This window comes from Longimicrobium terrae, from assembly GCF_014202995.1.
GTDB lineage: Bacteria > Gemmatimonadota > Gemmatimonadetes > Longimicrobiales > Longimicrobiaceae > Longimicrobium > Longimicrobium terrae.
This window is the reverse complement of sequence record NZ_JACHIA010000006.1, coordinates 307,829-330,746: the sequence shown is the minus strand read 5'-3', so window position 1 is coordinate 330,746 and position 22,918 is coordinate 307,829. Positions and strand designations below refer to the sequence as shown.

Below are 22,918 nucleotides of genomic sequence, written 5' to 3'. Positions count from 1 at the left end.
ACCCGTTTCGGCGCGCATTGTGCAATTCGGCGCGCCGGCTGAGAGGGAGACGGTCATCCATCGAGAAGATTTGACAAACCTTCTCGCATCCCGTTCCTTGCAGTCAGCCGGAAAGCCTGCGCGGCATGGCGGAGACCCATTCCGCTGTGCCATCTTTCGCGCGCGGTCTTTCATCCTCTCGCCCCATCTCGCTCCATGGCCCAGTCCGAACCGATCACTCCGCATGAGGCGGCGGCGCTGCTGGCCGACGCCCGCGAACGCACGCTGCTGCTGGTGTCCGCCGTCCCCGAAGACGAGCTGATGAACCAGCACAACAAGCTGATGAGCCCGGTGGTGTGGGACATGGGCCACATCGCGCACTTCGAGGAGCTGTGGCTGGTCCGCAACCTGGAGGGGCCGGTGCAGTTCGGCGAAATGCCGGGAATGTTCAACCCGTTCGAGAACCCGCGCTCCACCCGCGGCGAGCTGGAACTGCCACGCATGGCCGATACGCTGGACCACATGGCCAACGCGCGCCGCATGGTGCTGGACCGCCTCCTGGACGGCGACTTCAGCGAGGCCGATCCGCAGCTGCTGGACGGCGGCTACATCTTTCGCATGGTGGCCCAGCACGAGTACCAGCACAACGAAACGATCCTGCAGGCGCTGCAGCTCAAGGACGAGGGCGTGCGCTACCGGGCCCCGCGCGCGCTGGCCACGCCCTCCGGCCGCCCCGTGCCCGCCGACGCGGACGGCATGGTGCGCTTTCCCGGCGGCCGCGTCGTCATCGGCACGGACGACCGCTCCGGGCCGTACGACAACGAGCGGCCCGCGCACGCCGTCGACGTCGCCCCGTTCCGCATCGGCGCGTGGGCGGTGACCAACGGCGAGTACGCGCGCTTCATCGAAGAAGGCGGATACGAGGACCGTACCTTCTGGAGCGAGGCGGGATGGGCGCACAAGGAGCAGGCGGGGCTGGTGGCGCCGCAGTTCTGGTCGATGGAAGACGGGCAGTGGTGGACGCGGTCGATGGACCGCGACATGCCCGTCGATCCGTATCGCCCCGTCTGCCACGTCTGCTGGTACGAGGCCGAGGCGTACTGCAGCTGGGCGGGCGGGCGCCTGCCCACGGAGCACGAGTGGGAAGCCGCCGCGTCGTGGGACCCCGCGACCGGCACCAAGCGCACGTATCCCTGGGGGGAGGAGGCGCCGACGGCGCTGGACGCCAACCTGGACCAGCTCTCGTTCGAGACGGCGCGCATCGGCGCGTACCCCCGCAACGTGTCCCCCATTGGCGCGTACGGGATGATCGGCGACGTGTGGGAGTGGACGTCCAGCGATTTCACCCGGTGGCCGGGATACCAGACGTTTCCGTATCCGGAGTACAGTGAACTGTTCTTCGGCCCGGACTACAAGGTGCTGCGCGGCGGATCGTGGGCCACGCGCCCGGGCGCCATCCGCAACACGTTCCGCAACTGGGACTACCCCATTCGCCGGCAGATCTTCAGCGGCTTCAGGATGGCGCGCGATGACTGACGCGCAGACCGTCACCGTGGCCGCCGACCCCGCCGCCGCCCGCGAGGTGGCGGATGGCCTGCGACGCCCGCAGCCGGAACTGCCGCCCAAGTTCTTTTACGACGAGCGCGGCTCGCGGCTGTTCGAGGACATTACCCGCCTTCCCGAGTACTACCTGACGCGCACGGAGCGTTCGCTGCTTCAGCGGTGGATGGCGGCATGGGTGCGTCCGCTGGCCCCGCGCGCCATGGTGGAGCTGGGCGCCGGGAGCGCGGAGAAAACGACGCTGGTGCTGGACGCCATCGCCGCCGCGTCGGAGTCCGCCGTGTACGTGCCGGTGGATGTGAGCGGCGACTTTCTGGATGAAACCGCCGCCCGCATCGGAGCGGCGTATCCATCCATCGACGTCGTTCCCGTGGTGGCGGATTTTACGGAGGCGTTCGATCTGCCGGACGGCGTACAGGGCCCCGTGCTGCACGCGTTTCTGGGCAGCACCATCGGCAACTTCGCGCCGGACGACGCGGTGCAGCTGCTGACCCGGGTGCGCGCGCGGATGGCGCCCGGTGACCGCTTTCTGATGGGCGTGGATCAACGGAAGAACCCGGAGCGCATCGAGGCCGCGTACAACGATGCGGCCGGGGTGACGGCGGAGTTCAACCTGAACATGCTGCGCGTCGTCAACACGCTGGCTGGAACCGATTTCGTGGTCGATGGATGGGAGCACCGCGCCTTTTACAACGGCGTGGACCACCGCATCGAGATGCACCTGGTTTCGCGCGCGGAGCAGACGGTGCGCGTGCCCGGCGCAGGCGCGTTCACCTTTGCCGCCGGGCAGACGATCCGCACGGAAATCAGCGCCAAGCACGACCGCGGCAGCGTGGAAGCCATGTTCGCCGCGGCCGGCCTGCGCACCGAGCACTGGGTGACGGACGCGGACGGCCTGTACGCGCTCGTACTGGCCAGCCCGGCGGACTGACCGTGATTGCCCGCGAAACCCTCCGCGCCGACCTCCGCGAGCACGTGTTCGGGCTCGGCCCCGCGCGTGCGGACGGGCCGCCTCGCATCGGGGCGGAGGTGGAGCTGATTCCGGTGGATGCGGACACCGGCGCGCAGGTGCCGATCCAGGCGGAAGAGGGACGGCCCACGCTTCCCCTCGTCCGCGCGCACGCGGCGCGAAACGGGTGGACGGAGGAGCCGAGCGACTACGGCGTGCCGCGCTGGATTCTGCCGGACGGCGGCATCGTGAGCTACGAGCCCGGCGGGCAGATCGAGATCAGCGCCGCCGTGTTCCCGGCCGCGACGGGGCTGGTCGACAGCCTGCGCGGCGCCGTCCTTCCGCTTTCCGCGTCGCTGGAGGACGCCGGCATCCGCCTGCTGTCTGTGGGGATCGAGCCGCGCGGCGGGATCGAACGCGTCCCCCTGCAGCTTCCCGGCGAGCGCTACGTGCGGATGACCGGCTTCATGCGGGCCATCGGCACGGGCGGCACGCGGATGATGCGGCAGACGGCGGCCATGCAGGTGAGCCTGGACTTCGGTGCCGATCCGCTCGCCCGGTGGCGGTTGTGGAATGGGATGGCACCTTACGTCACCGCGATCTTCGCCAACTCGCCCGTGTACCGCGGCGCGCCGACGGGCGATCGCAGCTTTCGCGCGCGCGTCTGGCGCGAACTGGATGGCGGGCGCACGGGCTGCTTCGCCTGCGCCGATCCCGTGGAAGAGTATCTGGATTTCGCGCTCGGCGCGCCGGTGATCCTGGCTCCGGCGCAGGCGGGCGCGACGTCGTTCTCCCCCTTTGCGGCGTGGAACGAGGCCGGATGCGTGTCGCTGGATGACTGGCGGCTGCACCTGACGACGCTGTTTCCCGAGGTGCGGCCCAAGGGCTATGCCGAGGTGCGGTCTGCGGATGCGGTGGATCCGCGCTGGTACGCCGCGCCCCTTGTTCTGCTCGCCGGCATCGCCTACCACACGCCGTCGCTGGCCGCCGCCGCGGAGCTTCTCGCCGCGTCCCCGGCGGATCTGCTGGTGGCGGCGGGTCGCGACGGCCTTTCCGATCCCGCCATCGCCGCGACCGCGGTGAGCCTCGCGGAGCTGTCGCTGGCCGGCGCGCGCGCGCTCCCCGGCTTCTTTTCGTCATCCGACATCGACGAGGCGGCGGAGTTCTTTGACCGCTACACGCGCCGCGGCCGCTCGCCCGCGGACGACACGCTGGACGCGCTCGCGAACCCGGCGCACGCGGGCTGACGGGAGTTGGGCGGATAAAAACTTGGGGCGATCGGAATCATCCGGTCGCCCCGATTTGTCGTATGAGGCTGATTGCGGATTGCGTCGAGTTCAGGGGAGCGGGGGACTGGGGAGACCATTCCTTGTTCATGCAATCGCTGGTGCGGCCGCGGGCAGCCCTCACCCCCCGGCCCCCTCTCCCGCAAGCGGGAGAGGGGGAGACCTGCGCGCCGGGGCAGCGTGCGGTTCGCTTCTGCCGCTCCGATGCAGTTGAAGCCCCGAACCGGACGCGCCAGCGGCCGGTGTCGGGGGTTCCCGCTGTTTGAGCGGCGGATTCATTCGCTCAGGAGGCTGGCGACCCGCGCCGGATTCCTCGTCCCGGTCCGGATGAAACTGCCCTCACGCGGGAGGACGCGGAGGCTTCGGAGGTACGCCGGGGTGGCGTTGGGTCGCATGACCCGTTCGCCGCGGCGGGGATGCCGGTTAGCATCATGGCGAACGTTTTCCGGCCGATGCGGGGCGGCCGAGCAACCGAAATCGTACGTCACAGCGAGGCATAGATGTCTGAGCAGATCCAGTCCCGGAGTGTCATGCAGCCCAACGTCGCCGCCACGATCGCCGCGGCCATGCCGCCCATCACCGGCGCGATCTTCTTTTTCGGCATGCGGGACCAGAGCCGGCTGGTGCGCTTTCACGCCGCGCAGAACATCGTTTTCGGCGTGGCGTGCATCGGGCTCAACATCGTGCTGTCCATCGTCTTCGGCGTGCTGATCCGCGTTCCGGCGCTGGGCGTGCTGTTCGCGCTCATCTCCATCCCCGTGTGGATCGCCTTCGCCGTGGCGAGCTTCGGCATCTGGCTGTACACGCTCATCAAGGCGTACGGCGGGGAGGAGTGGCAGATTCCCGTCATCGGCGCGCAGGCCCGCAAGCTCCTGCTCACGCCCGCCGCTGGCTGAAAACGGAAGCCCGCGCCCGCATCCTGGATGCGGGCGCGGGCTCGTTTGCGGGATCCCGACGGTCCCCGCGGACGGAATCAGCAGATGATCAGCGCGCAGGTGATTCCTTCGCAGGTGATGTCGGGGCACGACGGCGATCCGCTCGGCAACAGCGCATCGTGGGCGGCCACGGTGCCGATGGGGCCCGCGGCGCGCTGCGTGGTGCCGAACGTGGAGACCTTGATGTCGTCCAGCTTCAGCTTCTTCATGATCTGCCTGCCTTTCCGGAGAATGGGCTCAGCCTTATCGACCACCAGGACAGGCCGAACCTGTTGACGGTGACGTGAACTGCACGCTAAGACCTCAATGCTCCGTTTACAAGGACAAAATATCTTGTAAGGAGCGCACAAAATTGTATGAATCCCAGGCGTGCGGGTCATCGCCCACGGAGGACACGAATGCGGCGGGAACAGAACGGCGGGCAATCGGATCAACCGATCGCCCCCGTTTCGCGCCTCATCCGGCCTGAAACCTCAACTTCGCGCGGCTGAATCCGCGCGGCGCTTCAGGTAAAAGGACGCGAGCGTGTAGATGGCCGGGTACACGAGCGAGAGCGCGACGGCCCACTCCGGCACGTCATCCGGATAGCGCGGCAGAAAGGCCAGCAGCAGCACCAGCCACAGCGCCGCGCCCGCCAGCAGCGGCATCTTCCACGGCCGCGGCGCCAAGTTGGGATAGATGAACCACACCGGCGACACCGTCAGCACGGCCAGGATCACGAACATGGCCGCGTTGCCCCACGGCGACAGAAACGCCGCGTAGAACGCCGCGATGTTCCAGTAGCTGGGAAAGCCGCGAAAAAACCCGCCCGCCTCGTCCTTGGCCCCTTCGTTGGCGAACCCGAACAGCGAGGCCAGCAGCGCCGGCGCCAGCCACAGCCATCCCGGCTCCGGAATCCATTCCATCCGCCACACCAGCAGCAGCGGAAGAAAGGTGAAGGTCAGAAAGTCGACGATGTCGTCAATCGTACGGCCGTTGATGGCGGGCGCCGTCCGCTTGACGTCCCACATCCGCGCCAGCGGTCCATCCGTCGCATCCACCAGCACCGCCGCGACCAGGAACGCGAACACCCGGCGCGGGTCCGGCCGCGGCGCGCAGATCTCCGCCGCGGCAATGAACGCCAGCACCACGCCAGACGCCGTGTACAGGTGCACGGCGTGGCCGCGCACCCGCTCGCCGCGCGTCACCGGACGCGCGGGGTCCTTGGCCGGGGCGGGCGCGGCCTTCACTCCCGGCCCGGGCGGTCGTCGCCGGTCTGCGCGGCCTCGGCCTGCAGCTCCAGCTTTTCCTCCGCCTCTTCCAGGTCCTCGGCCTCCGGCTCCGGCATGGCCTGCTCCTCTTCCGCGTCCGGCTCGTAGCTGAGCTCGATCAGCATGGGGAAGTGGTCAGAGCCGATGCTGGGGCACCGCCGCAGCTCCACCAGCCGGAAGTGGCTGCTGTGAAACACGTGGTCCAGCGGGTAGCGCAGCAGCGGGTTGTTGGCGTTGTAGCTGTTGAACATCCCGCGCCCCACCCGCGGATCCAGCAGCTGCCCCAGCCGCACGAACAGTTCGCTGGTGGGCGACCAGGCCACGTCGTTCAGGTCGCCGGCCACCAGCGTCGGCACGTCTTCGTCCTCGCCGATGGCGCGGCCCACCATCACCAGTTCGGCGTCGCGCGGCGTGCTGTCCTGGTCGCGGATGGGCTCCGGCGGACGGGGATGCAGGCCGTGAAGCACCACCTGCGCGCCGCCCGGCAGCTCGATCCCCGTGTGCACGGAGGGAATGTCGTCCTGCACCAGGAACTCGATGCGCGGCTCGATCAGCGGCAGGCGGGAAAAGAGCATCATCCCGTAGTAGTTCTCCTGCGGCTGCCGCACCACGTACGGATAGGTCTCGGCCAGCGGCTCCAGCGCCTCGGCCCACCGCGCGTTGGTTTCCACCGCCATCACCACGTCCGGCTGCGCTTCTTCCACCAGCCGCAGCAGGCGCTCGTGCTGCGTGTTTTCCATCAGCACGTTGCTGATCAGCAGCCGCAGCGTGCGCGCGTCGGGGCGGGGCCGGTCGCGCGATGGCTTGACCCTGCTGCGCTCCACCTGCACGGGAACCAGCGCCGTGTAGGGGAGGATCTTCTTGAGCTGCCACGCGGCGGCGGCGGCCGTCATGGCCGTGAACGCCCAGTCCGCGGGGCGCCCGCGATGGTACCGGGCCGCGTGCACGCCCCCCGCCAGGGCGGCGGCGGCGGCGATCTGGATGCGGGGAAAGTCCCACATCCGCACCGACCAGTGCGGCGAGGAACTGAAGCCGACCACGGTTCCCACGCCGGCCAGCAGTCCTGCGGCGAGTGTGATGTCCTTCCCGGCGGGCTGTGCCACGCGCGTGTTCCTGTGTCTGAAGGAGAAGGTGGTTGACCCGCGATATGCGTAGCTCGTGCCAGAGTACCTTTGACAGAGGTTCGCTGCTGCCCCGGCGGCACGGCACTCGTTTCCGCGACGGTCGATCCTCGTCCCATCCGGACGGAGCGAACGGGCGCCGCAGCGTCTTCTCCCCGGAGTGGCCGGACGGGCCGCGGCGGGGGAGGGATCGAATCCGCCGCGGCATGTCGCCCCGCGGCGGATTCCGGTTACCGCGCGGGCGCGCCGCCGTGCGCGTCGAACCAGCCGATCATCCGCTCCAGGTAATCCTGGTGATGGCGCGGGCGAAAGTTGATGCTGTGCCCCTCGCCGGGGTAGCGCACCATCCGCGCTTCCACGCCCATCTTTCGCAGCGCCATGTACATCTCCTGCGCCTGGGTGATGGGGACGTCGTTGTCCGCCTCGCCGTTCAGAAACAGAACGGGCGTGCGCACGGCGGATACGTGGGCCAGCGGCGACCACTGCCACAGCAGGTTCCAGTCGTTCACCGGCACGCCGCCGAACTCCGTCTCGATCAGGTCCGGATACACGGACGTGCCGTAAAAGGAGACGAGGTTGCTCACGCTGGCGCCCGCCATGGCCGCGCGGAACCGAGGGGTGCGCGTCACGATCCAGTTGGTCATGAAGCCGCCGTAGCTGTGGCCGGCCACGTACAGCCGCGTGCTGTCAATCCACCCGTTTCGCGCCAGCGCCGCGTCCACCCCGGCCATCAGGTCGCCGTAGTCGCCGCCGCCCCAGTTGTTCACGGTGCCGTCGGCAAAGGTCTGCCCGTACCCCGTGCTGCCGCGCGGATTCAGGAACAGGACGGCGTACCCGCGCGCCGCCAGCAGCGGAAACGCGTCGATGAAGTTGTAGCCGTACATCCCGTGCGGGCCGCCGTGAACGTACAGCACCATGGGATACGACCGCCCCGCCGTCCATCCCGCCGGCTTCATCAGCCAGCCCTGCACCGGGGTGCCATCCGCGCCGCGCACCCAGATGGAATCCGCCACCGGAAGCTCCACCCTGGCGTGCAGCTCATCCTGTTCGCGGCTCACCTGGCGCGCCGCGCCCCCGTCCGCGCGCGCCGTCCACACCTCCGCCGGGTGCGACAGGTCCGTGCGGATGAAGGCGATGGCGGATCCGGCGCGGTCCATCGACACGGAACGCGCCTGAAACGGCCCGCGCACCACGGGCGTGATGCGCGCCGAGCGCGGGTCCACGCGGTGGATGGCCGTGGCGCCCTGGTCGTTGATGACGAAAAGCAGCGTCCCGCGCGGCTCCCAGGCCAGTTCGGTGACGCGGCGGTCCAGCGGCCGCGTCAGTTCGCGCCCCGTGCCGCCGGTGGCGGAAATCACGTACAGGTGCGTGTCTTCCGGCGCGCTGTCCTTGGTGTTGATCGTCCGCACGTTGGCCAGATACGCGATGCTGCCCCCGTCCGCCGACCACGCCGGCTGAAACTCCGTTCCCGCCGTGTTCGTCAGCCGCGTCTCCCGCCCGGAGTTCGCGTCCACGATCCACAGGTCGTCGCTGTAGTTGGCGTCCGGGTCCGCCGAGCGGTTGCTGATGAACACCAGCCGCGAGCCGTCCGGCGACCACGCCAGCGAGTGCTCGTCGTACGTGCCGGAGGTGAGCTGGCGGGGCGCGCCGCCCCCCGCGGGCACCACGTACAGGTGCGTGCGGCGGTCGTCCGAAAGGCCGGTCCGCGTCAGGTAGAGGATGCGGTCCACCACGCGCGGATCGGTGGGCGAGGCGGCGCTTTCCTCGTCCGCGCTGGTGTAGGCGATGCGCGACCCGTCCGGCGACCAGGCGAATCCCTTGACCGCGCGGTGGCCGAGAAAGTGTTCCGAGGTGCGCACGCGGGCCACGAAGCGCGCGCTGTCCGCGTCCAGATCCCACACCCAGATGCCGCCACGCTCGCCGCGCCCGCCCATGAAGGCGATCCGCCGCCCGTCCGGCGACCAGCGGGGCATGGAGCCGCGCGTGAGCCGCCGCGCCGCGCCGCCCGCCGCGGGAACGAGGACGATTTCGCCGCTGGTGCTGTCGGCCGCGTAGTCGAGCGTGGACGCGGTGTAGGCGATCCAGCGCCCGTCGGGGGAAAGGCGCGGGTCGTTCACGCCGCGCACCAGCGACAGGTCCGCCGGCGTCATGGGGTGCCGCTGCGCGGACGCGCCGGTTGCCGCCACGGCCAGCGCCGCCGCGAGCGGAAGAATGCGGAGAATCGGATTCATCAGGGGGACGTGTCCGGGGGTGGAGGCGTGCGCCGTCCGGCGCGGGAGGGGAATGCCGCTTTCACGCTTCTTCTCTGGATGACAGGCGCTGCACGCGGAACGTTGCGGGATGATGATGACGGGAAAGTGTAGCGGTGGCTAGCCCGCGAGACGGATGGCTGGCTCGGCCAGGACGCGGTGAGGTCTCCGGGTAGCCGCGGCAGAGGATTTCAGGCGAGTGCGGGTACAAATTGAGCCTCCCTCATTCCGGTCGGCACGAGGGAGGCTCAAATCTTCATCAAGCAGAACCAGGGCCGCGCGGACGCGCGATCTGCCTGCTGGGTTGCGAAGGCGTCACGCCATGAACCTGCCGACCAGCCGGAAGTCCGCGTCGTAAATGTCGACTGAGCTGTGGCCGTCGAAGTGGACGGTGCCGGTCACCTCGCGATGCCTGCTGACCGGAACGAGAAAGCGATTTCCTGAACGATAGAACGAGATCCGATCCTTCTCCGTCAGATTCGCGCCGCTCTCCACGATCGCGGTCCGCAGGGAGTCACACGTTCTCCGGTCGCACTCGTCCGTCAGCAGCAGCACGGTGTCCGCGGTCGCGGTACCGAAATCGTATCTCGCCCGCAGATCCGCGATCAGTGGCGTCGTGAGCAGACGACGGATGCGCGCTTCGGCATCCGTCTCGGGGGCCGGGCACCCGCCTTCCGCGACTGCGGGCGCCTGGGGAGCATCGGTGAATCCGGATCCCCGCGCGACATGGGGGCTGACGCTCAGCAGCACAAGAAGCGGTATGACGGTTCCCATCGTGCCACTCTGCTCTGGATGCTGTGAAGGAATGGGGATCAGTATCCGCAGCGGCCCTTCCGTGACACCGCTTCCCCGCCGGAAGGTGAATCCTGCATCAGCGATGAAGCCGCGGCCGAAGCCGAGGGTCTGGAGTCCGCGCTGATCGTCGATAGTATCGAACCCAGGGTACAGCCCGGAAGGAGTGCCCGGCTTCGCGCCAGAACACCGCCACCGCATGCACACATTCTCAGTCCGCACACGCTCCTTCCGACCGGAGCACTCCGAGCAACCTTCCACAGCCGAAGACGCTCTTTTCCGACGCGAATCAATCGACCGTCTCCCGTTGGCTGTCTGCACCGGGACGTTGCGGCCCATAGCCCTGAGCAGTGCACCATAACGGTGCGCACCGACTCGTTTCAGTGCCGGAAACCAGAATGGGGTGTAACGTTAAATGACCTATTAGCAAGCATTTACAAGGAAACAAATAGCGTACGGAACGTGGCGCGGTCGTTGCCTTATCCCACCGCGTCACCTTCGAACGGACGTTCCACCACTACGGCGTGGTTCTCTGCTCGCGGATGCCGCACCCTACTCAGGAGAAGTCGATGTCTCGTATCCGTTTGGCCGCCGCGGGAGTGCTCTCGCTCACCGCCGCCGCATGCTCCGACTCGCCGAACACCCCCGAGGCCGCTCCGATCCCGGTGCAGGCTGTCCGCGCCGTTGAGTCGGTGGTTCCGGGCGAAGTCATCGTGCAGATGAAGGCCAACTACTCGCTGAGCGTGCTGACCAGCGCCGCCAACGGCCCGCGCTTCAGCCGCTCGGTGGACGGCGCCAGCCGCGTGGCGGTGCTGAACGTGAGCCGCGGCATGGAGCGCGCCGAGGCCCTGCGCCTTGCCGCCGACCCGCGCGTGGAATACGCTGAGCCCAACTACCTGCGCCAGCCGACCGCCATCGACCCGCGCCTGTGGGCCTTCTACAACGCCGGCGGCCAGACCGCGTTCTTCAGCGATCCCACGCAGACCAACTACGGGCAGCCGCTTCCGGCCACCTACGGCTCCACGTCGGACTCGGACCTGGACGCCATCGCCGGCATCGGCGCCGGCGGAGCGCCGGTGGTCATCGGCGCCATCGACACGGGCGTGGACACCGACCACCCCGAGTTCACCGGCCGCCTGATCCTGGGCCGCGACTGGGTGAACAACGACGCGCTGCCGGAAGACGACGACGGACACGGCTCGCACACGGCCGGCACCATGGCCGGCCTGACCGTCGGCGTGGCCGGCGTGACCGGCGCCGCGCCCAACGTGCGCATCCACGTGCAGAAGGTGTGCGGACCCGTGGGCTGCCCCACCTCGGCCATCGTGAGCGCCATCCGCGCCGCGGCCGACTACCCGGGCATGGTGGCCATGAACCTGTCGCTGGGCGGCACCACCGAGTCCCGCGCCGAGAAGGACGCCATCGCGTACGCCAAGAGCAAGAACGTCCTGGTGATCGTGGCCGCCGGCAACAGCGGCTCCAGCAAGGTGGGCTGCCCCGCCTGCGACCCCAACGCGATGTCGGTGTCGGCCACCACGTGGCGTGACGGGCTGGCCGTGTACTCGCAGTACGGCAGCGGCCTCGACATCTCCGCCCCCGGCGGCGAAGTGTACAGCAACACCACCGACGAAATGGGCATCTACAGCGCCTACCTGAACGGCGGCTACACCTACATGCAGGGCACGTCGATGGCGACCCCGCAGGTGACCGGCGCCGCCGCGGTGGTGGCCAGCAAGACCGGCCTGCGCGGCGCGGCGCTCACCAACCGCCTGCTCACCACCGCGGATGACCGCGGCGTGGCCGGCTACGACACCAAGTTCGGCAACGGCCGGTTGAACGTGTACCGCGCCATCACCGGCACCTCGCTGGGCGCCGGCCTGTAAGCTCCGCCCCACGCAGGGCGGGTTGGCCGGGGCTCCACCCTCACGGGTGGGGCCCCGGCCCTTTTCGTCCCCCTCCGTTCCCCATCCCCGGTTGAACGCCGTCCTTGCGCGGCGCGGACGCGGGCGCGACGTTGCGCGTTCCATCCCATCATCGGCACCACACTCCCGGAATCCCCTCCCATGCCGGACCAGCAGACCAGCGCGGCCGACGCGCGCCTCGTACGCGCGCTCGGCGTGTGGGGGCTCGCGGCCAACATCGTCAACGTCACCATCGGCGGGGGCATCTTTCGCCTGCCGGCCGGGGTGGCGGCGCAGCTGGGCGGCGCGGCGCCGCTGGCGTACCTGGTGTGCGCGCTGGCCATGGGGCTGATCGTGCTCTGCTTTGCCGAGGCGGGGAGCCGCGTGGCGCTCACCGGCGGGCCGTACGCGTACGTGGAGGTGGCGTTCGGCCCCTTCATCGGCTTCATGGCGGGGGTGCTGCTGTGGACGGTGGGCACGCTGGCGCTGGCCGCCGTGGCCACCATCTTCGCGGATTCCATCGGCGCGCTGATTCCGGCGCTGGGCGGAACGGTGGGACGCGCGGCGGTGCTGATCGGCGTGTTCGTGCTGCTGGGCGCAGTGAACGTGCGCGGCGTGCGTCAGGGAACGACGCTGAACGCCGTGGCGACCGTTGCCAAGCTGATGCCGCTTCTTCTGCTGCTGGCGGTGGGCGCATTCGCGGTGCGCGGCGCCAACCTGGCGTTCTCGGCGCCGGAGTCCGCGGGCGACCTGGCGCGCAGCAGCATTCTGCTGATCTTTGCGTTCGCGGGGATCGAGAGCGCGCTGGTCCCCAGCGGCGAGGTCAAGAACGTGGCGCGCACCATTCCCCGCGCCATCGGCGTGGCGATGGTGACCATCACGGGGATGTACATCGCCCTGCACCTGGTGGCGCAGGGCGTGCTGGGCGCGGCGCTGGCGACATCGCAGGCGCCGCTGGCGGACGCGGCGGCGGTGGTGCTGGGGCCGTGGGGGCGCACGCTGATCCTGGTGGGCGCGGCGATCTCCATGTTCGGCTACGTGAGCGGCATGACGCTGGCGGTGCCGCGGGCCCTGTTCGCGCTGGGCCGCGACGGCTTTCTGCCGCGCGGGCTGGCCTCGGTGCATCCGCGCTTTCACACGCCGCACGTAGCGATCGCGGTGCAGGCCGTGGTGGTGCTCGTTCTCGCGCTGAGCAGCGGGTTTGAGCAGTTGGCGGTGATGGCGAACGTGTCGACGCTGCTGCTGTACGCGGCGTGCGCGCTGGCATCGTGGCAGCTGCGTCGCAAGGGCGTGGAGGCGGGCGGCATTCCCTTCCGCGTTCCCGCCGCGGGCGTGGTGCCCATCCTGGCGCTGGCGGTGATCGCGTGGATGCTGACCTCCATCAACGCGCAGGAATGGCTGGTGATGGCGGGCGTGCTCGTGGCGGCCGGCCTCATCTATGCCGCCACGGCCCGCAGCCGCTCGGCGAATCCCGTGGCGCAGCGCTGAATCCGTAAACTGCCGTTTCACACGGAGGGCACGGAGGAGGCACGGAGGTCACGGAGGACGGGAACTGACTGGATCACGCAGAGGAGCAGAGCCGCAGAGGAACAGCAGGAACAACATCAACAATGCTCTATGTGTTCTCTGCTTCTCTGCTGCTCTGCGTGAGGATCTTCTGTATCTGTTCCTCCGTGTCCTCCGTGCATCCTCCGTGACCTCCGTGTGAAACGGCAGTTCATCCGTCGCAGGGAGATTGCTGGATGGAAGCGGTGATCCTGGTGGGCATCCAGGCCTCGGGAAAGAGCACGTTCTACAAGCAGATGTTCTTCGATACGCACGTGCGCATCAGCCGCGACCTGCTGCGCACGAAGAATCGCGAGGCGCGCCTGCTGCAGCTGTGCCTGGAGACGCGCCAGCCGTTCGTCATCGACAACACCAACCCGCTGGCGGAAGAACGCGCGCGCTACATCGGCCCGGCGCGCGCGGCGGGGTTCCGGGTGACGGGGTACTTCTTCCGCACGGAGCCGCGGGCCGCCATCGCCCGCAACAACCTGCGCGAAGGCCGCGCCCGCATCCCCATTCCGGGCCTGCTGGGCACGTACAAGAAGCTGGAGGAACCGCGCGTGGACGAGGGATTCGACGAACTGAACCGGGTGACGCTCACGGCCGATGGACGGTTCGTGGTGGAGCCGCTGCATGGCCCCGGTCCCGCGGCCGACGGCTCCGCGTGAACTCCAGGCGTTTCCGCGCGTACTATCCGCCCATGCGCACTCTGCTCCCCCTTCTGGCCCTCGCCGCGATGCTTCCCGCCACGGCTCGCGCGCAGTCCGGGTACGTGTTTCCCTGGTTCGGCACCCGGCAGGTGATCGTGTCCACCACCGCGGACTGGGATTCCACCGCGGCCGTGCTGCAGCGCTATGAGTCCGACGGGGCGGACGGCTGGCGGGCCGTGGGCGAGCCGATCGCGGCCGCGGTGGGGCGCTCCGGGCTGGGGTGGGGTGAGGGGATGCACGGCGGGGTGGAGGACGCGGACGGACGCGCGCCGGCGGGGCCGCACCCCGTGAAGCGTGAAGGGGACGGGCGCGCGCCGGCCGGCGTCTTTCCGCTCAGCTCGGCGTTCGGGTACGCGGACGCGGCGGAGGCGTCGTGGATCCGCATGCCGTACGTGCAGTCCACCGCCGCCATCGAGTGCGTGGACGATGGGAATTCGCGCTTCTACAACCGGCGCGTGGACCGCGACACCGTGGCCGCGCCGGACTGGGCCAGCCACGAAGAAATGCGGCGGGAAGATCACCTGTACCGCTGGGGCGTGTGGGTGGACCACAACTCCTACCCGCCGCGCGCCATGGGCGGATCCTGCATCTTTCTGCACATCTGGTCCGCCCCCGGCGCCCCCACCAGCGGCTGCACCGCGATGGCCGAAGAAGATCTGCGCACGGTGCTGGCCTGGCTGGACCCGCGCGCCCGGCCGGTTCTTGTGCAGGTGCCGCGGGCGGAGCACGCGCGGATGCGCGGCGTGTGGGGCCTGCCGTGACGCGGCGCCAGCGTTTCGCCGCGCCCGCGTGTCATAGGGCGTGGGATGACTGACGACGCCGCGCGGCTGGTGGAGCTCGCCCTTGCTGGCGACGCCGACGCGGCCGACACCCTGGTGCGCCGGCACATGGGCGCCGCCTACGCGGTGGCGCTCGCCATCACCCGCAATCCGCAGGACGCGGAAGACGTGGCGCAGGACGCATTCGTGCTGGCGCTGGAGCGCCTGGCCGAGTGCCGCGACCCGCGCCGCTTCGCCGGCTGGCTGATCCGCATTGTCCGCAACCGTGCGTTCAACCACCGCCGCTACCTGGGCATCCGCGCCGCCGAGCCGCTGGACGAAGCGTTCCAGTCCCCCGGGGGCGCATCGCCCGCGGACGACGCGGAGCGCGCCGACCTGCGCGACCGGCTGAACGCCGCCGTCGCCGAACTTCCGCAGTCCCAGCGCGAAGTGCTCCTTCTGCACGACCTGGAAGGGTGGAAGCACCGCGAGATCGGCGAAGTGCTGGGAATGCCGGAAGGAACCGTACGCTATCACCTGTTCAACGCCCGGCGCGCCGTTCGAGGCCGCCTTCAGGCGCTGGTTCGCGAGGAGGACTGAATGCAGCCGGAGCCGTTTGACATCACCCCGCTGGACCTGAGCGCGCTGGCACTGCCGGCGCGGCGCCACGACCGCCTTTCCGCGGCCGTGCTGGCCCGCGCGCGGGTAGGTTCCGCGCCGCGCTCGCCCCTGGTGGAGCTGGCCGGATGGGCGCGCCCCATGCTGGCCGCCGCCGCCATGGTGGCCGCCGTGAGCGTGGGCTCGCTGGTGTGGTACGCCCGAACCCCCGCCACCCTCAGCGAGCCGCTGACCGTGGCCGACGCGCTGCGCATTCCCGCGCCGGTGGACGCCTGGGTGGTGGACGACCGCGCCCCGGCGGAGGCCGACCTTCTGGCGCACTGGGAAGACCGCTGACGTGCCTGACCATCACACCGGGAGACCGTCCGTGAACGCACCCCGACGCAGCCGCCTGGTGGGCATCGGGCTGCTGGCGCTCACCTTTACGGTGGGCATGCTGGCCGGCGCGGCCGGCTCCCGCGTGCTCAACGCGCGCGAGCCGGCCCGCGCCCAGGCCGAGCAGCCCAAGCCGGGTCCGCACTACCTGTTCGACGAGCTGGACCTGCAGCCCGGGCAGCGCGCCGCCATCGAGGGGATCATGTCGCGGCGCCGCGTGCTGATGGACTCCGTGTGGAAGGAGCACGGCGCCCCCATCCGCGCCGCGTACGACAGCACCCGCGCCGAAATCCGCACCGTGTTGACGCCGGAGCAGCGCGCGGAGTACGATGCACTGCGCGCGCGCCGCGAGCAGGAGCGCGAGCGCGAAAAGCAGGCGGCCCCGGCCGCGCGGCGCTGACCCTTTTCCCATCCACACCACTCCCGCGGAACACCATGGCTCGCACCTTCTTCATGCAGCGCTTCGAGGAGCCCGCGCTGGCGCTGCTGCGCATCGTCGCGGGCGGAATGCTGATGCAGCACGGCGCACAGAAGCTGTTCGGGGTGCTGGGCGGGTTCGGGGGCACGCCGGGAGCCAGGGCGGAGCTTGCATCGCAGATGGGGCTGGCGGGGGTGATCGAGTTCTTCGTGGCGCTGCTGGTGCTGCTGGGGCTGTTCACGCGGCCGGCGGCGTTCCTGACCTCGGGGATGATGGCGGCGGCGTATTTCATGGCGCACGCGCCCAACGGCTTCTTTCCGCTGGTGAACCAGGGCGAACTGGCCGCGCTGTACTGCTTCGTGTTCCTGTACCTGTCCGCGCGGGGCGGCGGAAAGTTCAGCGTGGACGCGATGCTGGAATCCCGCGCCGCCGTACGCCGCACGCGCATCTGATCGCGGATTCGCCGCACGCTCCTGGTCACTGACAACCACTGTCCGTACGTGTGGGCGGGACGAAGATAGACGAGGCCGGACGCATCGCGCGTCCGGCCTCGTTTCCGTTCATCCGCCGATGGATCGTCGTCAGCCGCCGGCGGGAGCGGGGTTGGGGGCGGTGGCCGCGTGGTAGCGGGCGTAGATCAGCATCAGGCGCTGGCCGCTGACGGGCGCGGCGCGGGCCAGCAGCGTGACGATTTCGTCGCGCTGGGCCAGGATGGCGTCCATCTCCTTCTGCTGCGCGGCGGGCACTTGGCCGCGAAGCTGTTCCAGATCGGCGAACACCTGCGTCATCAACTGGCGCGAGCGCTCGTAGTTGCTTCGCGACGCCTCGGTGAGCGCGGCGCCCATCTGCCCTTCCACGCGGGAGATGCGCAGTTCCAGCCGGGTCTGGCGCAGGTCCTCGCGCACCCCCCGCCCGATCATCCACTGCGGAAAGAACCCGATCAGAAAAGCCGCCACGGCGGCGGCGAGAATGAGCGTACGGCTGCGGTTCATGGGCCGGGAGCGGAGAGGGATGCGTGACTGCATGCGACCATCATGACGCCGCGAGCCGGGCAGCGGCAAGTGGCGGCGGACTTTCGTGTGTCATCAAGCTTTTACGGCATCTCACGCGGGGGCCGCGGGGGTCGCGGAGGTCGCGGGGAAAACAACGGATAAAAGGAGGAGGGAGAATTGCCGCATTCTCATTTCATCTCTCCCGCTTCTCTCCCTTTCCCTCGTTCCTTCTCTGCGGCTCTGTGTCTCTGCGTGAGGATCTTTCTGTTGCAGTTCCCCCGCGACCTCCGCGACCTCCGCGACCTCCGCGACCCCCGCGGCCTCCGCGTGAGATGCCGTTGCAGTTCCTCACTCTGCCTCCCGCTCAGTCTCCGCCACCGGAGCGGACGCGGGCGAAGCGGCATCCTCGGGAAGCACGTCGGCCTCGTCGCTTTCGCCCTCCCAGCGGCTGGCCACGGACTGCGCCTGCAAGCCATGCTCACGCAGCCACCGCACGACCGGTTCGCGGTATCCGTGCGTCACCCACACGCACTCGGCGCCCGTCGCCTGCACCGCGCCCAGCAGCGACGGCCAGTCCACGTGGTCCGAAAGCACGAAGCCGCGGTCCACGGACCGGCGCCGGCGCTGGCCGCGAACCCGCATCCATCCGCTGGCGAACGCTGTGGACCCCGCGCCGAAGCGGCGCATCCACGGGGTTCCCGCGGCGGAGGGCGGCGCCACCACGAGGCATCCGCCGAACTGCGTGCCCTTGGGCGCCGCCGCGGGATTGCGCGTCTCCGGCAGGGGCACGCCGCCCGCGCGGTAGTCCAGGTTCAGCCGCTCCACCGCGCCATGGGCGTAGATGGGGCCGATGGACGGATCCACTCCCGCCAGCAGCCGCTGCGCCTTGCCCAGCGCGTAGCCGAAGAGGAGTGACGCCCGCCCGGCTTCGGCGTTGGAGCGCCACCACGCGTTGATGCCCGCGAACACCTCCGCGTCCGGCACCCAGCGGTAGATGGGGAGTCCGAAGGTGCTTTCCGTTACGAAGGTGTGGCAGCGCACCGGCTCGAACGGCGTGCAGGTGGGGTCCGCCTCGGTCTTGTAATCGCCCGAGACCACCCACACCTCGCCCCCGTGCTCCACCCGCACCTGCGCGCTCCCCAGGATGTGCCCGGCGGGGTGCAGGCTGATCCGCACCCCGTTCAGCATCACCGTTTCGCCAAATTCCACCGCGCGGATGCGGGCGTCGGCGCCCAGGCGGGTGCGCATCACCCGCTCGCCCTCGCGCGAGCCCAGGTACGCGCGCGAGCCCCAGCGCGCGTGGTCGCCATGCGCGTGGGTGATGACCGCCCGGTCCACCGGGAGCCACGGGTCGATGTAGAAGTCACCCGCCTCGCAGTACAATCCGCGTTCGGTGCTGCGCAGGAGCATGGGAGCCGCGATGGATGGGGGAAAAGAAAAAGCTTGTGGAATGTTTGCGTAGCAGTATCTTGCTTCCCTCCAGACCCTGCTTCTGCTACACGGGCAGCGGGTGGGGCTTGTCGGCGCCGGTTTTCTGGCGCGTCCTTCCGCCGGTGGCGGCGCACTCCGCGCCGCCGGCCCCGGTTTCCTGCCGGGTCCACGCATTCCGCCCGACCTGATGACAACAAGAAGCCGCCTTGGGGCGTGCATCGCCGCCCTGCTGTGCATGACCGCCGCGGGGTGCACGGACCATTCCCAGAATCCGCTCACCCCCACGCCGGGCACCGAAGGCGGCGGCGAAGGCGGGGTTCCGCTGCGGGTGGCGCTGGACTGCCGGGCCAGCATGACCGCAGGCACCATCACCTGCGGCCCCGAGGCGCCGGAGACCGGCGGCGCGGCGGGCGACATCATCGTGGGCGGGCAGAACACGTTCGTCACGCTGGCCAGCAGCAACCTGGCCTACAACAGCGGCACCGGGCAGCTGACCTTCAACGTCACCCTGCGCAACCTGATCGAGCAGCCGATGGGGACGGTGGACGGCACCACGGTGTCCAACATCCGCGTCTTCTTTCACGTGTCGCCCACGGTCACCGGCGGAACCGGAAGCGTCGCGGTGATCCCCGACGGGTTCGGCGAGTTCACGGCCCCCGCGCAGCCGTTCTACAACGTTCCCCAGATCCTGGACCAGAACGAGACGTCGGCCACGGACACGTGGAGCTTCATCGTCCCGCCGACGGTGCAGACCTTCATCTTCAAGCTGTACGTCTCCGCCCCGGTGCAGTGGCCGGACGGATACGTGACGCTGGACGGCCTGCTTCCCGGCGCGGACGGCGGCGACCTGCGCCCCGGCGTGCCGCGCGCCACGGTGGCGGTGGTCAAGGACAAGGTGGGACGGGTGATGGCCGGCGCGCCGGTGACCTTTGGCACCAGCGACCCCGCCTGCGCCACCGTGGACGCCGCGGGCGTGGTGACCGGGCGGCGCGCGAGCACCTGCCAGGTGACCGCCACCTCCGGATCGCTCCCCGGCGGTGTGCGCGTGGACGTGACGGGAATTACGCGCCTGTGGACGGGCGCGGTTTCCACCGACTGGTCCGTGGACGGCAACTGGGCCGAGGGGTTGACCCCCGCCACGGTGGACTCGGTGAGCATTCCCGCGTCTGCGGCCAACATGCCCGCCCTGAGCACGCCGGTGACCATCGCCGGGGTGCAGGTGGCCGACGCGGCGACCCTGACTCTGGGCGCGCAGACGCTGACGGTGAACGCCGACCTGTTCACGGGCACCACCGGAGGCGTGCTGGGCGGCGGAGCCGGCGTGCTTGCGCTGGCCGGCACCGGCGGCACCGTGCAGGGCGTGGTTCCGGTCACCCTCGTCACGGGAACGTACGGCCTGAGCGGCGACCTGCGCGTGAACGGCGCTCCGCAGACCATCCGCGCGGGAGAGCTGCGCGGGCGTGGATACCAGCTTCGCATCGTGAACCAGTGACGTTTCCCTTTCTTCAGCCCCGGACCCGTGTCATGAAACTCCGTTCCCTTCTGCTGGCCGCCACGGCCGGCGTGCTCGCCTCCGGCGCCGCGGCGTCGGCGCAGTCCCCCGTCCTGCTGCGGCTGGAGTCCGGCGGCACGCTGAGTGACCGCTTCCGCGTGGACAGCAGCGGCACCTTCGTGGCGTTCGGCTTCGTGCGCGACGTGGGCAACACCACGGGGTGCGCGGCCCAGCTTCCCGCGACGGGCGCGGGCACGCGCTTCATGTGGCTGCCCTGCCGCGGCTCGCTGCGCTTCGGGCGTGTACCCATCGGGCAGACCAACTGGGACGACAGCAACCTGGACGACTTCACCTTCGCGGGCGGCAACCAGGTCACGGCCAGCGGCTACGGCGCCTTTTCTTTCGGCGACCAGGTGAACGTGTCGTCCACCGTGGGCGTGGGCTTCGGCAGCGGCGTAACGGTGAGCGGCACGGCCGGCTTCAGTGCCGGCGCAAGCAACGTGTGCTCGGGCTTTGCCTGCACCGCGATCGGCTACACGGTGCGCGCGGGCGGGCAGGGTTCCGTGGCTCTCGGCTACCGGACGACCGCCAACAACGACTACTCGGTGGCGCTGGGGTACCGGGCCAGCAACAACACCCACACCGGCACCATGGTGATGGGTGACGAGTCGACGACCGACTCCGTGCGCAACCAGGCGGACAACGAGTTCCGCATCCGCTACAACGGCGGCATCCGCCTGCGCGTAAGCACGGCGGCCAACGGCAACACGCCAGGTGCCGGCGGCAACGTGGGCTGCGACCTTACCGTCGCCGTGCCGTCGTGGACCTGCGCATCCAGCCGCACGCTCAAGGAGAACTACCTGAACGTGGACGGCGAGTATGTGCTGTCGCGCATTCGCGCCATGCCCATCACCACCTGGAGCATGATCGGGGCGGATGCGCAGGTGCGGCACCTGGGGCCGGTGGCGGAGGACTTCTATCGCGCGTTCGGTCTGGGCATCGGCGAGACGACGATCGGCATGGGTGACATCGACGGCGTGAACATCGCCGCGGCCAAGGCGCTGGAGGCGCGCACGTCGCGCCTGCGTGAGGAAGTGGAGATGCGCACCGCGCAGGTGAACACGCTCCAGGCGCAGGTGGCCGAGCAGGCGGCGCAGCTGCAGGCCGCCAAGCTGCGTTCGGACGCGCTCGAGGCCCGGCTTCAGGCGCTGGAAGCCAAGCCCTGACCGTTGCTCCTGAACGCTGAAAAGGCCGCCCTTGCTTTGGGGGCGGCCTTTTTCGTGTGCTCCGTCTCTGAAAACTGCCCTCACGCGGAGGCCGCGGGGGTCGCGGAGGTCGCGGGGAACTGCAACAGATCGGGATCACAGAGTCAGCAGAGTACAGAAACTTTACGGTTGACTCTGTGTGAGCCCTCTGTGTGTCGCTGTTCCTCCGCGACCTCCGCGTACCCCCGCGACCCCCGCGTGAGATGCGGTAGAAGCATCGGCGCGGACCGAGGCAGAGGATGCGGCGATCAGCGGCGGGCCGGGCTGGGCGGATCGGTGAGCGGCAGGGCGGGAGCGGGCGCGTTTCCGTCCGTGCGCGTCATGCCTTCCCATCCGCAGCGCGGGCACCAGCGGCGCTGCAGTTTGCCCATCATCATGCGCGACATCGTGCGCCCCGCCAGACCCATGCGGACGGGAAGCGTTTCCGCGTCGCACTCGTCGCAGGTGCGTTCGGCGGGAAAGATCAGGTAGCACATCGCTACCGCCAGCAGGAACTTGGAGACGAACGCGACGAAGATGAACGCGATCCAGAGCAGCAGCATCGGGTACCACGGTCCTGCGGTGATTGCGAACGGCGGAAGCGCCGGCCGGGGCGCATTCCTCATGCCGCCGGGCGTTTCCGTACGCCGGGGCGGAGCGATGGTTCCGGCAGCGCTCCGCCGCCGAATTGCATCCATCCCGGGGCATCACCAGCTTTCTGCCATCCACCGGCGCAGCCCGGACCCGTCGCCCCAGCCCCGGAGAGGAATGATGCCCCGCGTACGGCAAGCTCTGCTCGTTCTGGCGCTGGCGGGAGCCGCCGGCTGCGCGGGGAACCGCGCCGCGCGTCCCGGAGAGCCGGATGCGGCGTCCAACAGGTGGCGTGATCTGGCGGGGTGCTAAACCCTGGGCAACGAGCAGGTCGTACTGACACCGTGCCCGAAACGCGGCTCAACGCCGGGCGTCCCGGAATGCGCATCGCCCGCTTCGCGCCCACGGCGGCCGGCCGCCGTGGGCGCGTACTGGTACGTGTCGCGCGGCGGGGACGTGTGGCTGCTGCGCAACGACGGCCTGTGGGGGATGTCGTTCCAGTTCCGCGCGCGGAACGACAGTCTGGTGGGCACGCGGTGGATCGGCACGGACGTGCCCGGCGCCCGGCCCGAGCCCGCCGTCGCCGTCCGCACGGCATCCTGCCCGCGCCGGATGCTCCACCGTCCTGATCCGCCGCGACCCGCACGGCGCACCCACGGCGTCCGAACAGCGTCCGGGCGTCCGCGATGATTTCGGGATGAAAGTCCGGTTCGCGCCAGGCG

The 22,918-nt window shown here is 69.7% G+C and carries 23 protein-coding genes; 15 read left to right on the top strand and 8 right to left on the bottom strand.

Features of this window, described 5'->3' with window-relative positions; genetic code table 11:
- Positions 1-195: 195 nt before the first annotated feature.
- The 4 genes from egtB (at position 196) to HNQ61_RS13120 (ending at position 4,670) form a co-directional block, all read left to right on the top strand.
- On the top strand, positions 196-1,515 hold the full coding sequence (gene egtB, locus HNQ61_RS13135; RefSeq protein ID WP_170033573.1) for an ergothioneine biosynthesis protein EgtB: 1,320 nt from the start codon (positions 196-198) through the stop codon (positions 1,513-1,515).
- On the top strand, positions 1,508-2,470 hold the full coding sequence (gene egtD / locus HNQ61_RS13130; RefSeq protein WP_170033572.1) for an L-histidine N(alpha)-methyltransferase: 963 nt from the start codon (positions 1,508-1,510) through the stop codon (positions 2,468-2,470). The genes egtB and egtD overlap by 8 nt, the downstream gene beginning before the upstream one ends.
- A 2-nt stretch (positions 2,471-2,472) precedes the next feature.
- Positions 2,473-3,735 (top strand): glutamate-cysteine ligase family protein, encoded by a 1,263-nt coding sequence (locus tag HNQ61_RS13125; protein ID WP_170033571.1) that lies wholly within the window; start codon positions 2,473-2,475, stop codon positions 3,733-3,735.
- A gap of 539 nt (positions 3,736-4,274) precedes the next feature.
- Positions 4,275-4,670, top strand: a complete 396-nt coding sequence (locus tag HNQ61_RS13120; protein ID WP_183685651.1) for a DUF4870 domain-containing protein — start codon at positions 4,275-4,277, stop codon at positions 4,668-4,670.
- A gap of 77 nt (positions 4,671-4,747) precedes the next feature.
- On the opposite strand, the gene HNQ61_RS13115 is transcribed toward HNQ61_RS13120, so the two are convergent.
- From HNQ61_RS13115 to HNQ61_RS13095, 5 genes are all read right to left on the bottom strand, one after another.
- Complete coding sequence (locus HNQ61_RS13115; protein ID WP_170033569.1) at positions 4,748-4,918, bottom strand: hypothetical protein; 171 nt, start codon at positions 4,916-4,918, stop codon at positions 4,748-4,750.
- A gap of 264 nt (positions 4,919-5,182) precedes the next feature.
- On the bottom strand, positions 5,183-5,938 hold the full coding sequence (locus HNQ61_RS13110; RefSeq protein ID WP_205761354.1) for a CDP-alcohol phosphatidyltransferase family protein: 756 nt from the start codon (positions 5,936-5,938) through the stop codon (positions 5,183-5,185).
- Positions 5,935-7,062, bottom strand: coding sequence for an endonuclease/exonuclease/phosphatase family protein (locus tag HNQ61_RS13105; RefSeq protein WP_170033568.1), 1,128 nt, complete (start codon positions 7,060-7,062; stop codon positions 5,935-5,937). Before HNQ61_RS13105 ends, HNQ61_RS13110 begins: the two co-directional genes overlap by 4 nt.
- Positions 7,063-7,310: 248 nt before the next feature.
- Positions 7,311-9,311 carry a S9 family peptidase gene (locus HNQ61_RS13100; protein ID WP_170033567.1) on the bottom strand — a complete coding sequence of 667 codons (2,001 nt, stop codon included), beginning with the start codon at positions 9,309-9,311 and terminating at the stop codon, positions 7,311-7,313.
- Positions 9,312-9,644: 333 nt separating this feature from the next.
- Positions 9,645-10,103 (bottom strand): hypothetical protein, encoded by a 459-nt coding sequence (locus tag HNQ61_RS13095; protein ID WP_170033566.1) that lies wholly within the window; start codon positions 10,101-10,103, stop codon positions 9,645-9,647.
- 587 nt (positions 10,104-10,690) lie between these two features.
- Between HNQ61_RS13095 and HNQ61_RS13090 the strand changes: the two genes are divergently transcribed.
- The 8 genes from HNQ61_RS13090 to HNQ61_RS13055 all read left to right on the top strand — a co-directional run bounded on the left by HNQ61_RS13090 (position 10,691) and on the right by HNQ61_RS13055 (position 16,898).
- Positions 10,691-12,004 carry a S8 family serine peptidase gene (locus tag HNQ61_RS13090; protein WP_170033565.1) on the top strand — a complete coding sequence of 438 codons (1,314 nt, stop codon included), beginning with the start codon at positions 10,691-10,693 and terminating at the stop codon, positions 12,002-12,004.
- Positions 12,005-12,184: 180 nt separating this feature from the next.
- The gene (locus tag HNQ61_RS13085; RefSeq protein ID WP_170033564.1) at positions 12,185-13,510 is read left to right on the top strand and encodes an APC family permease; all 1,326 of its coding nucleotides are present in this window, start codon (positions 12,185-12,187) and stop codon (positions 13,508-13,510) included.
- A 254-nt stretch (positions 13,511-13,764) separates the two neighbouring features.
- The gene (locus HNQ61_RS13080; protein ID WP_170033563.1) at positions 13,765-14,235 is read left to right on the top strand and encodes an AAA family ATPase; all 471 of its coding nucleotides are present in this window, start codon (positions 13,765-13,767) and stop codon (positions 14,233-14,235) included.
- 32 nt (positions 14,236-14,267) lie between these two features.
- Complete coding sequence (locus HNQ61_RS13075; RefSeq protein ID WP_170033562.1) at positions 14,268-15,038, top strand: L,D-transpeptidase family protein; 771 nt, start codon at positions 14,268-14,270, stop codon at positions 15,036-15,038.
- 45 nt (positions 15,039-15,083) lie between these two features.
- Positions 15,084-15,635 (top strand): RNA polymerase sigma factor, encoded by a 552-nt coding sequence (locus tag HNQ61_RS13070; protein ID WP_170033561.1) that lies wholly within the window; start codon positions 15,084-15,086, stop codon positions 15,633-15,635.
- Positions 15,636-15,989, top strand: coding sequence for a hypothetical protein (locus HNQ61_RS13065; protein ID WP_170033560.1), 354 nt, complete (start codon positions 15,636-15,638; stop codon positions 15,987-15,989). It begins immediately after the preceding gene.
- A gap of 31 nt (positions 15,990-16,020) precedes the next feature.
- Complete coding sequence (locus HNQ61_RS13060; protein WP_170033558.1) at positions 16,021-16,428, top strand: hypothetical protein; 408 nt, start codon at positions 16,021-16,023, stop codon at positions 16,426-16,428.
- A 35-nt stretch (positions 16,429-16,463) separates the two neighbouring features.
- Entirely contained in the window at positions 16,464-16,898 is a 435-nt protein-coding gene (locus HNQ61_RS13055; RefSeq protein ID WP_170033556.1) for a DoxX family protein, read from the top strand.
- A 129-nt stretch (positions 16,899-17,027) separates the two neighbouring features.
- On the opposite strand, the gene HNQ61_RS13050 is transcribed toward HNQ61_RS13055, so the two are convergent.
- Positions 17,028-17,438, bottom strand: coding sequence for a hypothetical protein (locus HNQ61_RS13050; RefSeq protein ID WP_170033554.1), 411 nt, complete (start codon positions 17,436-17,438; stop codon positions 17,028-17,030).
- Positions 17,439-17,786: 348 nt separating this feature from the next.
- Positions 17,787-18,848, bottom strand: a complete 1,062-nt coding sequence (locus HNQ61_RS13045) for a ligase-associated DNA damage response exonuclease (protein ID WP_170033552.1) — start codon at positions 18,846-18,848, stop codon at positions 17,787-17,789.
- A gap of 208 nt (positions 18,849-19,056) precedes the next feature.
- Between HNQ61_RS13045 and HNQ61_RS13040 the strand changes: the two genes are divergently transcribed.
- Both HNQ61_RS13040 and HNQ61_RS13035 read left to right on the top strand, forming a co-directional pair.
- Complete coding sequence (locus HNQ61_RS13040; protein ID WP_170033550.1) at positions 19,057-20,361, top strand: hypothetical protein; 1,305 nt, start codon at positions 19,057-19,059, stop codon at positions 20,359-20,361.
- A gap of 32 nt (positions 20,362-20,393) precedes the next feature.
- The gene (locus tag HNQ61_RS13035) at positions 20,394-21,587 is read left to right on the top strand and encodes a tail fiber domain-containing protein (RefSeq protein ID WP_170033548.1); all 1,194 of its coding nucleotides are present in this window, start codon (positions 20,394-20,396) and stop codon (positions 21,585-21,587) included.
- Positions 21,588-21,874: 287 nt separating this feature from the next.
- Here the strand turns inward: HNQ61_RS13035 and HNQ61_RS13030 are convergent, their stop codons facing one another.
- The gene (locus tag HNQ61_RS13030; RefSeq protein WP_170033546.1) at positions 21,875-22,168 is read right to left on the bottom strand and encodes a hypothetical protein; all 294 of its coding nucleotides are present in this window, start codon (positions 22,166-22,168) and stop codon (positions 21,875-21,877) included.
- A gap of 448 nt (positions 22,169-22,616) precedes the next feature.
- Here HNQ61_RS13030 and HNQ61_RS13025 point away from each other — a divergent pair, with 448 nt between their 5' ends.
- Positions 22,617-22,886 (top strand): hypothetical protein, encoded by a 270-nt coding sequence (locus HNQ61_RS13025; RefSeq protein ID WP_170033544.1) that lies wholly within the window; start codon positions 22,617-22,619, stop codon positions 22,884-22,886.
- The last annotated feature ends 32 nt before the right edge of the window (positions 22,887-22,918 follow it).